The sequence below is a fragment of the Neobacillus sp. DY30 genome, assembly GCF_030123065.1.
Classification (GTDB): Bacteria; Bacillota; Bacilli; order Bacillales; family Cytobacillaceae; genus Neobacillus.
This window is the reverse complement of the sequence record NZ_CP126093.1, coordinates 2,340,341-2,356,212: the sequence shown is the minus strand read 5'-3', so window position 1 is coordinate 2,356,212 and position 15,872 is coordinate 2,340,341. Positions and strand designations below refer to the sequence as shown.

The following is a 15,872-nucleotide window of genomic DNA, read 5'->3' as shown; positions in this document are numbered from 1 at the left end:
TAGGATGTCCAAAGTTTGTTACCAAATTATGAACAAAATGTTAAAACTTGTAACTGTTTTCGGCATAAATTAAGCCTCTATGTGTTATTAGAGGCTGTTATTTTTTGTTCCTTGTAAACTATTATTTGTTTCTTAGCATATAGATTGAGGAGATGATCCAATTCTTCACTATACTTGATGGTTAGCGGTGAGGTAAATCCATGTTGGCAAGCCGCCTGAATTAAATGACTCCTTTTTAACTCGATTTTTTTTATCATTTCTTGTTTAATCATGAAGTAAACGATTCTTTCCATAGATACTGAAAAGTAAGCACCTAACATAGTGCTTACCTTTCATTAATATCAGCCTTCGCAATCCTTTTAATTCTTTTAAAAATTCCCATTTTAATAATTGTTCTTTTTATTTGTTAAATTTTTTTCCCACTGATCCAAAATACTCGTAGTCTGGTTCATGATTGGTTTAGGTGTAGTAATAATAGATGTATAGATAAACTGTTTCATCGCAGAAGCTTTTGATTTTTTTCTCAGCCACTTTACGAATAGAACTACCAAAGCAATCCCAACAATTAGGATTAATAGGAATGCGATCCAGGAAAATCCTCCATGGTGTGCCCCGTTCATTACCTGATAACCTCCGAAGCCTCCACCGTGTCCCATTCCTCCTCGACCATGTCCATGTGATCCAGATGCCAGTGCACTATATCCTCCAAAAAGAAAGTAGACTCCTAAAACCATTGGTGTAATCAGTGCGACCCAGAAAATACTTTTTTTCACTTTAGTATTCATCTGTTTCTCCTCCTTTTGATGGATTAAGTTTAGTAGAGTTTGGTGAAAACTTGGTGAAAGTGCAAAAAAATAATAGAAAAAATGATTAACCTCTAAAAAATAAAATAACCACGGTCACACTAACCGGGGTTCTCGTTTTTTCATTTATAGTATGGAAAGACAGCTTGACCGCTCTTATGAAAACTATCCTTTAGCAAAGGTATATAGGGTTAATCCATAATCTCCGCATTATTATTATCTAGTTTAAGATTGATAAATATACGAACTAAATAAACTTTGTTAATTTATTAAAGGTTAATCATTTGTTGATTTTCATTTGAGGGAAAATCAACGGTTTTTCCTTTTAAGCTATTTTTTGTCATCTCTGAACCAGAATAGTTCGACTCAGATAAGCCACGATATATCTGTAAGATAATTTTTTGAGGAGTTGACAAAACTTGAAAAAAGGCTTGATTACTTTCGTTTTAACCTCTACTCTCATCGGTTTAACGGGTTGTGCCGGAGATAATCAAAATGCAGGCGGCGATAACAACGGTGGAAATTTAGGGGTAAATAATGTTAGAAACGATGTTAGAAACAATGATAACAATGGTATTACCGGAAGAAATGTTTCGAACCAAAATTTAAGGGTTTCAACGCGTGCAGCAAATAATGTAGAACGTTTAGGAGAAGTGGATCAAGCTCATGTAATCATCCGCAATAACGATGCCTACGTGGCTGTCCAGTTAAACAATCAGCGAGATACTACCGGTGATCGTGCGGGCACGGGAACAAATACAACGAATAACAGGGGTGGAAACGGCAATAATGCTGGCAATACCCAAAATAATGGTAATCTCACAAATACTGGGAATACCGGGATTACAGGAAACTATACTAACTCTGGGATAACCGGCACTACGAATCACAACTTAAATACTGGGGCTGGCGCAATTAACGGAAACAATACAGGTGCTGGGACTGACCGTATAACTGGAAATAACACAAACACCGGTAATAATGGTAATGATGGAACAGGAACAAATATGGGCAATACGGGTAATACAGGCAGAAATGGCACGAATATGAATGGTAACAATGGAACAGGCGGTACCAACTATAAAGAAGTATCCAATCGTCTAGAACAAAGAATCGCTGACCAAGTTAGGGCAGCTGACAAAAATATTCACAAAGTGTATGTTTCATACGATAACGATTTTTACACACAAATGAACACTTATACCAATGATATTCAAAATGGCCGAAACAGAGATGGTATCTGGGATGATTTTACCGATACTGTCGGAAGGTTCTTTGATTAATAATCCAATGGGAAAAACTGTCGAATTCACGAATCGGCAGTTTTCCCGTTTCAATTAAAAAATTAGGTTCTCTCGAACATACATTCGTGAGGAGGAACCTCAATGAAACCTTCAATACTTGGCTGCCTCATAGCCCCGCCTTCTGTCCACTCAGCGAATTTTATCTTAACCGTCTTTACTGGTCGTACCCAGGTGGCATGAGCATGGCGTGAAGGTGTCTTGTTAAAAGGATGTTGACCTGTCACCAATACCCTTAATTCTTTCGTTAGTTCTTTCCAACCACTAACCGTCATTTTTCCAGTCCCTGTATGGCCCACATAATGGAGGTTCCCTTCATGATCATATAAGCCGAGGAGGATTGAATTAACAGTATCATACCCTAAAGTAAAACCTCCAATGACAGCAATAATATCTCGATAATTTTTTACTTTAAGCCAGTCATCCCGCTTTTTTCCTATTGAATACGGGGAACTGGTCCTTTTCATAATAATCCCTTCCATGCCTTGTTCCTTAATAGCATGAAATAAGGCTTCAGCCTCAGTCATGGAGGGAACTAGCTGAATATGTCCATTAGGAGTGATGATGTCACCAAGTATTTGATTTCTTTCATGAAACGGCTTGTTATGAATCCACTCGCCATCCAAGTAAATCACGTCGAAAATCATATATATAATTGGGATAGATTCTGCAGCCATTTTTATTCGTTCTAAATTCCGCAAACCATCTCGCCTCATCACTTGTTGAAAAGATGGCCTTCCATCTTCTCCTAAAGAGATAACTTCTCCATCTAAAATCACGGAAGTGCTGGAACAGTATTCATGAATGGGTATAATTTCTGGAAAATGAAAGGTCCGTTCATTCTTTTTTCGATTATAAAGCCGTACTTCTTGATTGTCAGAATAGGTAAGAATTCTAACACCGTCCCATTTAACTTGTGCGATCCATTCCTCCTCTGTCGGAATAGTATCACTGCTAACAGGCTCCATTGCAAAAATCGGTTCCAGCTTGATCTCCCCCATTGTAAATAATACATAGTTTTAACCATAATCACTGAAAATATAGAGTAGAACAGGGGGTTTTACGTGTGGGAGAAATAGAGGTTGATGGGCATCATATTGAAATTACGCATCCTGAGAAGGTTATTTGGGAAAATCAAGGCATTACAAAAATGGATTACATTCAGTATTTGCTAGATGTTTCATTTTATCTAATCCAGCATGCTAAAGAACGATTATTAATGATTTGGGTTTATCCTAACGGAATACATGGCAAAAAAATTGAAAAAAGATCACTTCCTCAGACGGCGCCAGCATGGGTTAGCCATACACTCTATAAACAGAAGGAGCGAATATTGTTAAATAATCGCGCCACCTTAGTCTGGGCTGCAAACTATGGTGGTATTGAATTTCATGTTCCATTTGATCGTCACGATAAAACCGATTATCCGCTGGAAATGGTATTCGATTTAGATCCTCCCGAGGATAATAGCTTTGATATTGTGTTAGAGGTAGCAATTAAGTTAAAGCAACTTTTGGAATCACTTGGTTTAACCTCGGTTCCTCGTACATCAGGGTCATCCGGTATGCAAGTATTTGTGCCAATTCAGCCCAATTATACATTTGAACAAACCAGAAAAATAAATACCTTTATTGCTCAGTATTTTGCTGAGCAAATGCCGCAGCACATAACCCTTGAACGTGTCGTTTCGAAGCGAGGAAATAAACTTTATTTTGATTATTTGCAGCTATGGAAAGGACGGACGATGCCAGTGGTTTACACTGCTAGAGCCAAATCAAATCCAACCATAGCTACTCCTCTAACTTGGGAAGAGGTAGAAACAGGTATTAAGCCGACAGACTTTACTATACTAAATATCAAGAATAGGATAGAAAAAATGGGGGATTTGTTTAATCCGGTCACAACAGAAAAACTCTATCATCCACTAGATGATATTCTCAGTTTTATTGAAAGAAACGATGTTTAAGGGCGATTCTGTTAGTAATACATAAGAAACAGGCCTTAGGGATTATTTCAAGAGCCTGTTGCATAGTTTTTTATTCTAACTTAATAAAACATTCACCTAGAACGGAATTTCCCCAAAATAAAGTTAGATGATCCATGTCATTTACGGGGCCAACACCTTCAGGAGTTCCCGTATAAATTAGATCTCCCTCACCTAATCCAAAGTTTAGGGCTGTAAAGTCGATAATTGTCTGTAAATCAAAAAGCATATTTTTGATATTGCCTTGCTGCACAGTCTCCCCGTTTTTTTGAAGAATGAAGTCAATCTTCTTCATTTCCTCTATCCCAGGAAAGGGAATAAACTTGCTGACAATGGCTGAGTTAGGAAACCCTTTTGCTAACAGCCATGGATGTCCTTTTTTCTTGAGTTCATTTTGGACATCCCTTAGCGTGAAATCAATGCCAATCGTAAAACTGTCTATTATATCCTCTAGTTTTATCCCCTGTTCATATGGTTTACCTATTCTAATGACAATTTCCGTTTCAAAATGAATAGATCCACGATTGCCAGAGAGTGAAACTTCCCGACCAGCAGCTTTTGCCAAGGCATGGGTAGGTTTAGAAAATAGCATGGGAGAAGTGGGTACTTCATTTTGTAGTTCCTTGGCATGTGCTGCGTAGTTTCGACCAACACAATAAATGTTATTTACCTTGTTCAAGACCATCCCTCATTTTCAGTAAGTATATTCTCTTTGAATTTTCACCAATTGACCGTATCTAATGCGGTCTACTACATGGTGTCATACCTATAATCCATATGCAAATAAAGAACCTTAGCCCTATAGAGTCAAGGGCTAAGGTTCTAAGGAATCTACTTTATTATTTAAGATGTTGAACGAAAGAAAGTAAGATATCCGCATTTTGTTCAGTTATAGACTTACCTCTTTGTGCTATTAATTGATTTTCATAGGATGTTAGCTGACCAGCCATAGCTTCTTCATTGCCTTTGACAGAAGATTCTTTTGCTGCTTGAAGCTTGCTCGTTAGTCCATTGGAGATTCCTTCATTCGTCACAAATGATTCTGTCAATCTGCTTAAACTATCCAAATCTAAGGTGACAGTAAATTGAAACTCCACTTCCACCGTGTTCCCAGCTTTATCTATAGCTGACGCAGTGAATGTATTAACACCTATTTTAAAGTTGTAGGCTGGTCCTTCCACATTTGGACATTTTGCAGAAGCAATACCGGATAACTCATCTGCCGCGCTGCAAGTAATTTCCACCATAGAATCAACAGAATAGGTTTCCAAATTTCCAGTTATGGTAATCACTGGCGGAGTGGAATCATCGATAACGGTTACCTCACTGACAGCTATAAAACCACCTTCCACGGTTGCAGCCGTAATCAATACTTTACCTTCTTTCTTGGCTGTCATCACACCATTTTCATCGACTTCCGCAACGGCTTCATTACTGCTGGACCAAACAACACCTTTGTTAACTGCTTGCTCAGGTGTAACGGTTGCTTTGATTTGTTCAGAATTTCCTTCTACGACATCCAATTTTTCTTTGTCGATACTAATCCCTGAAACCTTTTGTTCAGAGTCTGGTACTTTAACAGCAGGTGCATTAGCAAGTAATGCATTATATTCTGCTTTTGTAACCGGTAAGACTGTACCGTGACGCGGACGTCCAGGTAAATCATAGTTTTCAGACAGCTTCCATTCACCTGATTGTAAATCAGTGGTTTCAAACGGTACATACCCTCTGCCGCCGAATTCATCGATAAACATATACCATTTTTCTTCCGTGTTTGATTTAAATACAGTGGCTCCTTCTCCTTGACCAATGACTCCTTTTCCAATTCCTTCTTTAATTAGAGTGAAGTTTGGATCTAAAACAGAATCACCAACCTCTTGGAAAATAAACTTACCATTTGGTGTGGAGGCTGAATTACCTCTTTCATCCTTTGTAAAACGATAGACTTTTCCCTCATGTTCAATCATAGTTGTATCAATAATCGAATAACCGTAATCAATATATACTTCCGGTTCTGTAAACGTATAGAAATCTCTCGTCTTCGCGTACATCATGCGCTGATGGCTTGAACCGCTATGTTCTTCGTTATCGTACAGTTTAGATGCCCAGAATACAATATACTCCCCTGTTGTATCGTCATACATAACTTCAGGCGCCCACGTATTTCCAGCTGATTCAGGAGAAACTTCTACCATTCTTTGGTCTGACCAGTTAACCAAATCGGTTGATTCCCATACCATAATCGATTTGCTTCCTGCTCTTTGTGCTCTGTCCCAATTGCCATTTCCATAGATTTTTAAATCTGTGGCAATAAGGTAAAACTTATCCCCTTCTGGTGAGCGAATAATAAACGGATCACGTAGGCCCTTTTCACCGAGTTCAGATGTAATCGATGGCTGTGCATTGTTTAATTCTTTCCAATGCAGCGGATCATTTCCTTCGCTAAGAGCAAAGTAAATCTGCTCACCATTTGCCTGGCCTTCACCTGTAAAATAACTGAAAACATAACCTTCATAGTCTTGTTTTTGAGGCATTTCTTTCACATTGGCCAAAAATGCCTTTGTAATAACTTCATGATTGAGTCGAATTGAAGCTGTCAACTTAACCGTCACATCACCATTCCCATGTTTTGGACGAGTTACTTCTCCACTTGGTGTAATAATCGAAGAGTCAGCTGACTTCCAGGTTATGATAGAACCATTTTCCCCTTTTTTCGGCAAGGTTAAATTTCCTCGAACGTCGTTAATATTATAAACGGTTAATGCTTCCGCATCTTTTCTGACTGCAACAGAATCTTTCAACTTACTTAATACCGTTACCGTAAATTCCTTCGTAATGGTATTTTTGCCGTCCGAGATCGTAGCAATAATCACAACCTGTTTGTTTCCTTCTTCAAAGGTCGGTCTCTTTACCTCACCATTATTGGTAATGACCTCGTTATTTTGCGATGCCCACGTAATCGTGGTTCCATTTGTGCCCACTTCAGGGAACTTTAAATCAGTCAAGATTTCATCCTTGTTTGTGTTTTTATTGAGAAAATCAGCATAATCTAATTGCCCGGCTGCATTCTCAAGAATTAATCCGTCCATGGCCTCCAATTTTTCTGCTGCTTTATCCTTTAATGTTAAAATCTCTTCTGGAGATAAAGCTCCGTTATAAACCTCAAAATCAGCAACCATCCCGCCGAAATATGGATCCCCGGAATAGAATGATCTGGCAATATAACCGCTTCTGCCATTTAGATTGTTAATTTGAGCTAATGTATAGCCATTTGTTGGACCAGAGCCTACTTCAACTCCATCTATATACAAGGTGATTTTTTTCTTTTCCCCAGACATAACCGCGGTTACTAATCTCCATTTATCTGCTTCTAATTTACCTGTTGTCGCATTGGCTCCTGCTTCATTCTGCCAGCTAGTAATTCCTAGTCCAACTCGAGCGGAGCGGTCTCCGGAATTGCGGCTTGGGGTGGCGAAGAGATATTTATTGCTATCCTGCCCTAATGCAAATATCCATTCTGCCTCACGATTGCCGTCCCAATTTACTAATGAAGAAACCGTTACACTTTCCAATCCGTCTAGTACACCCTTAGGCATTTCAATATAAGAGCTGACCGATCCGCCTTGGAAGCTGACGGAACCTACATTTTCACCATTTAATACTTGAGCGTTTTGTGGATTCACAAGTGTTCCATTAAACTTTCCTGTATTGTCTATTACAGTAGTTCCCTCGATATTTTTCATATCGTAATCGAGAATTAATTCAGCTCCTTTTGGCTCTTCAACCGGAGGAGCAGGAACTTCTTCATCGGCAAGGTTCGCAATTTCTTCTGCAGATAAAGCACGGTTATAAATTTTAAACTCATCAAACTTACCATTAAATAAACTATGTGAATTGTTGCTAGACTTACCTAAATAGTTCATGGTCGTTTCTAAAAGCATCCTTGGCTCAACATTATAGGTTGAACTTCTGGCTACCTCTTTACCATTTACATAGACAACAGCATCATATTCTTCAATTGTAACCGCTACATGCTGCCATGACTTATCCGCCATCATTGGTGCTCTTACCGCATATTTGTAGTTGCTGCCTAAAAGAGAATTTTGATTGCCAAACTTTTCAGTAAATGGTGTAACAATCGCGAATTCCAAGTTTCCTGAATCCCCTTGAGTGCTTAAATACATCGTATTTCGATTTACAATTCTTCCTGTGTCAGAAGAGAAATCAAAAATCCGCTGATTTGCTTGATTCCCCTTTACATTTACCCATGTTGACATCGTCATACTTTCTAGGTTTAATTCTTTAATTAAATTTTTTGGTAATTCAACATAACCTGTTGATCCATCAAGAGCAACGGAACCAGTAGAATTTCCAATTGCCTCTTTAGTATCTACGACAGCACCACCGACTAATTTTGCATTGAAACCATTGTTGGATACATCTTTAACCGTAGTTCCCTCCATATCTTCCGGATCAAATGTATAGTGAACGACCGGTTTTTCTGATTTTTCAGGACCTGGCTTGCCATATTTTTCTTGCAGCGCGTTATATTCTTCACGTGTAATCGGAATTACCGTTCCGTGACGAGGTCCCGGAGGCAAAGCATATTCAGATGAAGGAAGAACATTATTAACAAACTGACTTCCATCTTCTAAATTCGTTGACCACCGAACATGATATGGCCAAGAATCTAAAAACATCCACCATTTATCTTCATGGATATCTTTGAAAACCAGCTGCCCCTCGTTATTTCCGTTCAGACCAATTAGCCCTCGATTTCCATCTTTTGTACCGGCAATCAGGTCGTACTGGTAGCCATTTTCAGTAATTCCATCTTTATCATAGAAAATATCATTTGTTTTTTCGTAATAGACTTTGTAATTCACTTCAGATTTCGTCAAACGATAAAGTGTTCCTTCATTCTCCACAAAGCTTGTATCGATCGTTGGGAAACTTTCATCAATAAACACTTTAGGTTCAGAGAATGTATAGAAGTCTCTTGTGGTCGCATAATACATGACGTTGTATTGACCGGATGGTCTGCCGTTTGGATAACTGCCGTATGTTTCTGCATCCTTCATCGATGACGCCCAGAATACCACGTATTCTCCCGTTTTTTCATTATAAAATGCTTCCGGGGCCCAGGTGTTTCCCCCTGTTTTCGGCGCCACCTCTACCATTCTTTGTTCGCTCCAATTTACAAGATCATCTGATTCCCAAATCATCATGCTGTGACTTCCTGTAATTTGGGCTTGATCAAAGTTCGTACTTTCCCCCATTTTCAAGTCAGTTGCCAGCATATAGAATTTATCGCCTTCTGGTGAACGAATGATGAATGGATCACGTAATCCCTTTTCACCCATTGTTGACTGGATAATCGATTCTCCATTATTTAACGCTCTCCACTTTAATGGATCTTCCGCAGTCGCAAATGAAATTTCTTCTCCGCCTTCATACTCACCGGTAAAATAGGAGAAGAAGTATGCGTCGTATTCTTTCTTTTCCGGCTTTTTGATTACAATTAATTCGAAGGTAACAGTTTTCGAGGCTTCACCTTTTGAAACTGTTGCTTTTAACGTAACGTTTGTATCTGCATTCGGACGTGTAACCTGGCCAAGTTTTGAGACAACGTCTCCCGCTTCAACCGATCCCTTAATGATTTCTGGGTGTGAGCTTTCCCAGCTAATTGTTGAACCTTCTTCACCTGAAATAGGGAGAGTGATATTCCCTTTTACCTTATCTGAATTATGGATCGATAGACTAGCAGCATCTAAATCTACTTTCTGCTGATCTGTATATTGCTTTAATACTGTTACCTTAAATGTTTTACTAGAGGTTAGTCCTTCATATGCTAGATTAGCAGTAAGTTCCACTATTGCATCTTTAGAATCAACTGCCGGACGGGTTACAGTACCGTCATTTGCAATAACTTCTGGGTTACTTGAAGTCCATGCTATCTCTACTCCGTTTTTTCCTGCTGTTGGTAGGGATAAATTCTCTGTTATCGTATCGACACTAGTATTTTTTTTACCTAAATAGTCTGCAATCGTAAGAGAATCTTGTGCTTCCATGATTAATAATTGATTAATTTGTTGGATTTTTTGTGCCGTTACGTTATACACATTCCCAACTTCTTGTTCTGTCAAAGCCTTTCCATAAACACGAAAATCGCCAATACTTCCTTTAAAGAAAGGATCATTTTTAAAGATTGATTTTCCAATAAATCCAGAGTATGCTGCAGCTGGATCGATGATCTCTGATAGCTTTATTCCCTTTGCTGGTCCTGAAACTACCTTTTTGCCATTCACGTAGAGAGTGATTGTATCAGTAGCTCCGGAGAACACAACAGTAGCAATTTCCCAGGTTCTAGCGTTCATAGCCGCCGATCCTTTATGCAACGATTCACTGCTCCATCCTGCCTTTGAAATCCCGGTTGCTGCCACATTACCAGATCCATGTCTTGGTGTAACAAAAAAATACTTGTTTCCAAATTGAGCGTCATCGGAGACGGTCCCTAACCCAAATACCCAGCGGTTTGCTCCATCATTTTCCCAATTCATCAGAGTGGAAACGGTTACATCTTCTTTTCCGCTTAATAAATCGGAACCATCAGCACCTTTTGGTATTTCGATATATCCGCTGTTTGAAGTCGATCCGCTGCCATTAAAGCTTATAAATCCGACCTCATCGTTTTTTACGAGTTTACCATTGCTTGGATTTTTAAAAATACCGTCAAATCCATCGCCCGAAACATTTTCAACAATGATTTGTTCCCCATCTTGTTTGGTTGTCTTCATATCATAATGAAGAATCAAGTCATCTGCTAGTGAGGGTGGTTCCTCTGCAAATGTTTTTTGGGGAAGCACACTTGAAAATGTATTAAACACCATCAAAACAATTAAAAAGATTGATAATTTTTTCATCTTTTTCATTTTAGTCTCCCTGGTAATAAATTTTTATAACAAGTTATGTTTGAGATATGGTCTGCTTTTCCCTACTCCTTTAAGCGCACTTATACGCTGGAACAAAATGAATACTAGGAGTAATACACCGATGGCAATTTTCGTCCACCAAGAACTTAGTGTCCCTTCGAAAACGATGAGTGTCTGAATCACGCCTAATATCAAGACACCGACCACGCTTCCCGCAACGTACCCTGCTCCGCCCGTTAAGAGGGTTCCCCCAATGACAACTGCAGCGATGGCATCGAGTTCTAATCCATTAGCATGGAGGCCATAACCGGAAAGCATATAAAAAGTAAATACGACTCCTGCTAGAGAAGAACAAAATCCACTGAGTGTATAAATGAGGATTTTCGTCTTCCCGACAGGAAGTCCCATTAACATCGCAGACTGCTCATTCCCGCCAATGGCATAAACATTACGGCCAAATTTTGTATAATGAGCGATAAAAATGGATGCTACAACCACCAGTAAAGCAATTAATACACTTATGGAAACAAAATATTCACCGATAAAAATCTTCGTATTTGCAGCGAATTGAAAAAACGCTTCATTAATCGAAATCGTCTCTACACTGATAACAAAACTCAATCCCCGTGCTAAAAACATTCCTGCTAGGGTCACGATAAATGGTTGTAAGTTGTAAAAATGGATGAGACAGCCCATGATAAAACCAAGGATGGGTCCGATACATAACGCAATCGGGATGACAATCCATGCTGATAGATTACCAGATTGAAGTAAGCTTGCTGTTACCATACTCGTTAAGGCAATGACAGAACCCACAGACAAATCAATTCCACCCGAAAGGATGACAAATGTCATTCCAACCGCCACAATAATTAAAAACGCATTATCAATAAACAAGTTGAGAAACACTTGCGGGGATGCAAAACCCGTATAAGTGAAAGAACCGTACAAGTACATGAATAGAAATAAGCTCAGAGTGACTATCAATGGGTAAAACTTTTTATTCATCTTTAGAGAGATCATGATAGATTCACTCCTTGTTCATTATTTTCTTGTGAAATGTTGTTATAAGACTTTCTCTTCGATTTCCCCAATACTTTTTCCCTAAAGGCTGGTGATTGCAGCAAACATACGATGAGCACAACAATGGCTTTTACTAAAAGGTTTGTTTCAGGAGGAATACCAATAGAATAAATAGTCGTAGTCAAACTTTGAATAATCAACGCACCAATCACGGTACCCATTAAGTAAAATCTGCCGCCCAATAAGGATGTTCCTCCAATAACAACCGCAAGGATGGCATCCAACTCATACCATAATCCCGCATTATTTCCATCCGCACTCGCAACGTTGGAACTTAATATTAAACCGCCAACACCGGCACAAAAGCCAGAAAAGAAATAGACTAATAACATTATGTTTTTTGAATTGATCCCTGATAATCGGCTGGCCTCGGGGTTGGTCCCGACAGATTGAATAAATAAACCGATGGCCGTCCTTTTTGTCATGAACAGGGTAAAGCAAAACACTGCTGCCACGATATACACCGAGAACGGGATCCCGAACAAATAGCCTCCGCCGATAAATGAATAAGGTTTATAATAAATCGTAGTGATTTGTCCATTTGTTATTAATTGAGCAATACCACGCCCTGCTACCATTAACACCAATGTCGCCACAATCGGTTGAATCCCAAATCGCGATACTAATAGACCGTTCCAAAGACCTGCAGCCATCGATAAACCAATGGCAAAAGCAATACCTGTGAACAATGGAACCAAACTATCATTCGAGGCACTTGATCCTACCGTCATAGCCGCAATCGCACCTGACATGGCAATGACAGACCCTACTCCAAGGTCAATTCCTTTTGTGGCAATGACCAGCGTCATCCCTAGTGAAATAAGAATAAGCGGTGCTCCGCGATTGAGGATATCAATGAGACTTCCTGTAAGATGACCGTTCTTTACTTCTATTTGAAAAAAACCTGGGTCAAATAGTAGATTAATAGCTAGAATAATGAGTAGAATAAGTACCGGCCAAAATAATCTCGATTTGATCATATCATCTCACTCCCCCCGCGATTTCTTTCATAATATCTTGTTGTGAGATCTGGTGTTGATTATCAATCTCAGAAACCTTTTTATGGTCTCTTAATACAGAAATCCTTCTACACGTCCGCAGTACTTCTTCCAATTCGGATGAAATAAATAAAATTGACATCCCCTTCTCACTTAAAGAAACCATTAATTTTTGAATTTCAGCTTTTGCTCCGATATCAATGCCGCGTGTTGGTTCATCCAGAATGAGTAAGTCGGGATTGGTAATCAGCCATCTAGCCAGAAGCACTTTCTGTTGGTTTCCTCCACTTAAGTTCTTAATTAATTGCTCGGGGTTTGGAGGATTAATATTTAACAATTTTATATACTCATCCACGATTTCTTCTTGTTTCTTTCTGGGAATATAGTTAAACCATCCCTTGATTCCTTGAATTGCTAGAATCATATTTTCACGGATGGATAGATCGGCAATAATCCCTTCTGTTTTTCTATTTTCAGAGGAAAATGCAATTTTATTGGAAATCGCCTGTCTTGGGGAATTTAGCTGAACTGTTTTCCCTTTGATTTTTATTTCCCCCGTATCTGCCTTATCTGCACCAAACAATAATCTCGCCAATTCCGATCTACCTGAGCCGAGTAAGCCTGCAAGACCCATCATTTCACCTTTTCTCAACTGAAGATCGAACGGTTCAATATGACCTTTTTTAGATAACTGAACCGCTTCTAAAAGGAGCTCCCCTTCTACATCTACTTTGTTTCTGGTGGCTTCTGATAATGAACTGATATCCGATAATTCTTTTCCAATCATTTTTGAGACTAATTCAAGCCTTGAAAGATCTTGTGTTCTATACTCGCCTATCCATTCACCATTACGAAGAACGGTAAGACGATCGGTAATTTCATATATTTGATCAAGGAAATGGCTGATGAAAACAATTGATAATCCTTGCTGTTTAAGTTGCCTGATAACAGAAAACAGCTGTTTCACTTCATTCATATCCAGACTTGAAGTCGGTTCATCAAGAATCAGGACTTTTGCCGAAACATTTAATGCACGTACAATCGCTACCATTTGTTGAATCGCAACAGAATAGGAAGAGAGTGTTTTTGTGACATCAAGTTTTAGATTAAGATTACGTAGTAATTCCTCTGCCCTTCGATTCATTTCTTTCCAATCAATTCGGCCTCTTTTCATGATTTCACGGCCAATAAAAATATTTTCGACAACGGATAGGTTTGGGCATAGGTTTACTTCTTGATAAACCGTGCTTATACCTAATTCTTGCGCCTCAAGCGGGGTTGTTACATGAATAGGGATTCCATCTAACGTGATCGTACCCTCATCAGCTATATAAACACCTGTAAGGACTTTGATAAGTGTAGATTTGCCTGCACCATTTTCACCCATTAAAGCATGAACTTCGCCAGGGAATAACCGCAAACTTACATTCGATAATGCCCTTACTCCCGGGAAGGTTTTCGTAATTCCTTTCATTTCAAGTCTTGCCTTTTGTTTACTCAAAACCTTTACCTCCTCACTCTGTTTGTTTAATCATTTATGAAGCCACTAACTGACACATTGTGAAATGGACGTTTAGTGGCTCCGGTTGTGCAAACTAATATTTACGAGTTGGAAGCAGTTCCTCAGCTTGATCCATTGTATAAATGCTTTCTTCTACAGAGATACGTTTTTCTAACTTTTCTCCAGAAATATGTGCTTCAATTAAATCAACCAATTGAGGTCCAAATAATGGATTACACTCGACTGTCACATTCATTTTTCCTGCTGCCATTGCTTCGAACGCACCTTTTACCGCATCTACACCAATAATTTTGATGTCCTCACCTGGCTTTAGGCCGTATTCCTCTATTGCCTGAATGGCACCGATTGCCATGTCATCGTTGTGGGAGTATAGAACGTCAATGTTATCACCATCTGATTTTAAGAAAGCTTCCATCACTTCTTTTCCTTTAGCGCGTGTAAAGTCACCTGATTGAGACTTGATAATCTTAAAGTTTGGATGATCAGCCATTACCTCTTCAAAGCCTTCTTTCCGGTCAATTGCTGGCGCAGATCCAACGGTACCTTGAAGTTCAACAATATTTACTTCTCCATCCACATCTTCCATTTCTTCTATTAACCAATTAGCTGCCTTTCTGCCTTCTTCCACAAAGTCAGATCCTAAGAATGTTACCCATAAAGAGTCATCTTCAATGTCTACAGCACGGTCAGCTAAGAATACTGGAATTCCTGCTGTTTTTGCTTCCTTTAAAACGGTCTCAAATCCTGTTTCCACAACTGGTGAAAATACGATGGCATCAACCTTTTGTGCAATAAACGAACGAATGGCTTTAATTTGGTTTTCTTGTTTTTGCTGCGCATCAGAAAACTTTAATTCATGACCTGCGTCCGTAATTGCTTTCTTGACTGACTCCGTATTTGCTGTTCTCCACTCGCTTTCCGCTCCTACTTGTGAAAACCCAATCACCAATTTCTCACCGGAATTTCCACCGCCCTTGTTCCCATTACTACTTGCCTCACCGCCAGTACTCCCAGACGAACATGCAGCTAAAAATAATACAAATGAGATCATGATGAGCAGCATAATTTTTGATTTAACTTGTTTGTTCATTCGTAAAATCCCCCTTCTATCCCATACTTGAATGGCTAATAACCAGATTTATTTGTTGATCTATCATTAGCTTGAATTGATTATAAAACGCTTTCAACTGAGGATGAATAGAATAGTTTACGAAAAAGTTAGAAATAATTTCGCTATTTATCTTCTTCG

The 15,872-nt window shown here is 39.0% G+C and carries 11 protein-coding genes; 2 read left to right on the top strand and 9 right to left on the bottom strand.

From position 1 onward, the window contains the following. Window positions 1-77: 77 nt before the first annotated feature. Window positions 78-293, bottom strand: a complete 216-nt coding sequence (locus QNH29_RS11310) for an aspartyl-phosphate phosphatase Spo0E family protein (protein WP_283864866.1) — start codon at window positions 291-293, stop codon at window positions 78-80. A 90-nt stretch (window positions 294-383) separates the two neighbouring features. Continuing rightward, window positions 384-785, bottom strand: a complete 402-nt coding sequence (locus QNH29_RS11305; protein ID WP_283864865.1) for a hypothetical protein — start codon at window positions 783-785, stop codon at window positions 384-386. A 437-nt stretch (window positions 786-1,222) separates the two neighbouring features. Here QNH29_RS11305 and QNH29_RS11300 point away from each other — a divergent pair, with 437 nt between their 5' ends. Next, on the top strand, window positions 1,223-2,086 hold the full coding sequence (locus QNH29_RS11300) for a YhcN/YlaJ family sporulation lipoprotein (RefSeq protein ID WP_283864864.1): 864 nt from the start codon (window positions 1,223-1,225) through the stop codon (window positions 2,084-2,086). 62 nt (window positions 2,087-2,148) lie between these two features. Here QNH29_RS11300 and QNH29_RS11295 read toward each other — a convergent pair whose 3' ends face one another. Further along, window positions 2,149-3,105, bottom strand: a complete 957-nt coding sequence (locus QNH29_RS11295) for an ATP-dependent DNA ligase (protein WP_283864863.1) — start codon at window positions 3,103-3,105, stop codon at window positions 2,149-2,151. A 65-nt stretch (window positions 3,106-3,170) separates the two neighbouring features. On the opposite strand from QNH29_RS11295, the gene ligD reads away from it, so the two are divergent. Beyond that, complete coding sequence (ligD, locus tag QNH29_RS11290) at window positions 3,171-4,070, top strand: non-homologous end-joining DNA ligase (protein WP_283864862.1); 900 nt, start codon at window positions 3,171-3,173, stop codon at window positions 4,068-4,070. A 70-nt stretch (window positions 4,071-4,140) separates the two neighbouring features. On the opposite strand, the gene QNH29_RS11285 is transcribed toward ligD, so the two are convergent. The 6 genes from QNH29_RS11285 to QNH29_RS11260 form a co-directional block, all read right to left on the bottom strand. After that, a complete protein-coding gene (locus QNH29_RS11285) occupies window positions 4,141-4,773 on the bottom strand; it encodes a fumarylacetoacetate hydrolase family protein (RefSeq protein WP_283864861.1) in 633 nt (210 codons plus the stop codon). A gap of 154 nt (window positions 4,774-4,927) precedes the next feature. Beyond that, window positions 4,928-11,020, bottom strand: coding sequence for an immunoglobulin-like domain-containing protein (locus QNH29_RS11280; RefSeq protein WP_283864860.1), 6,093 nt, complete (start codon window positions 11,018-11,020; stop codon window positions 4,928-4,930). A gap of 24 nt (window positions 11,021-11,044) precedes the next feature. After that, window positions 11,045-12,043, bottom strand: coding sequence for a galactofuranose ABC transporter, permease protein YjfF (gene yjfF, locus QNH29_RS11275; protein WP_283864859.1), 999 nt, complete (start codon window positions 12,041-12,043; stop codon window positions 11,045-11,047). Continuing rightward, window positions 12,040-13,083, bottom strand: coding sequence for an ABC transporter permease (locus QNH29_RS11270; RefSeq protein ID WP_283864858.1), 1,044 nt, complete (start codon window positions 13,081-13,083; stop codon window positions 12,040-12,042). The genes yjfF and QNH29_RS11270 overlap by 4 nt, the downstream gene beginning before the upstream one ends. Before the next feature lies 1 nt (window position 13,084). Beyond that, window positions 13,085-14,575: a sugar ABC transporter ATP-binding protein gene (locus tag QNH29_RS11265; protein WP_283865604.1), complete on the bottom strand. Its 1,491-nt coding sequence runs from the start codon at window positions 14,573-14,575 to the stop codon at window positions 13,085-13,087. Between the two features lie 121 nt (window positions 14,576-14,696). Continuing rightward, a complete protein-coding gene (locus QNH29_RS11260; RefSeq protein ID WP_283864857.1) occupies window positions 14,697-15,713 on the bottom strand; it encodes an ABC transporter substrate-binding protein in 1,017 nt (338 codons plus the stop codon). Window positions 15,714-15,872 lie beyond the last annotated feature (159 nt).

Excerpts from the sequence above, each read along its gene's own strand:
- QNH29_RS11260 (WP_283864857.1), bottom strand. The coding sequence starts at position 15,713 with ATGAACAAACAAGTTAAATCAAAAATTATGCTGCTCATCATGATCTCA.
- QNH29_RS11270 (WP_283864858.1), bottom strand. The coding sequence starts at position 13,083 with ATGATCAAATCGAGATTATTTTGGCCGGTACTTATTCTACTCATTATT.
- QNH29_RS11295 (WP_283864863.1), bottom strand. The coding sequence starts at position 3,105 with ATGGGGGAGATCAAGCTGGAACCGATTTTTGCAATGGAGCCTGTTAGC.
- yjfF (WP_283864859.1), bottom strand. The coding sequence starts at position 12,043 with ATGATCTCTCTAAAGATGAATAAAAAGTTTTACCCATTGATAGTCACT.
- QNH29_RS11280 (WP_283864860.1), bottom strand. The coding sequence starts at position 11,020 with ATGAAAAAGATGAAAAAATTATCAATCTTTTTAATTGTTTTGATGGTG.
- QNH29_RS11265 (WP_283865604.1), bottom strand. The coding sequence starts at position 14,575 with ATGAAAGGAATTACGAAAACCTTCCCGGGAGTAAGGGCATTATCGAAT.
- QNH29_RS11310 (WP_283864866.1), bottom strand. The coding sequence starts at position 293 with ATGGAAAGAATCGTTTACTTCATGATTAAACAAGAAATGATAAAAAAA.
- QNH29_RS11305 (WP_283864865.1), bottom strand. The coding sequence starts at position 785 with ATGAATACTAAAGTGAAAAAAAGTATTTTCTGGGTCGCACTGATTACA.
- QNH29_RS11285 (WP_283864861.1), bottom strand. The coding sequence starts at position 4,773 with ATGGTCTTGAACAAGGTAAATAACATTTATTGTGTTGGTCGAAACTAC.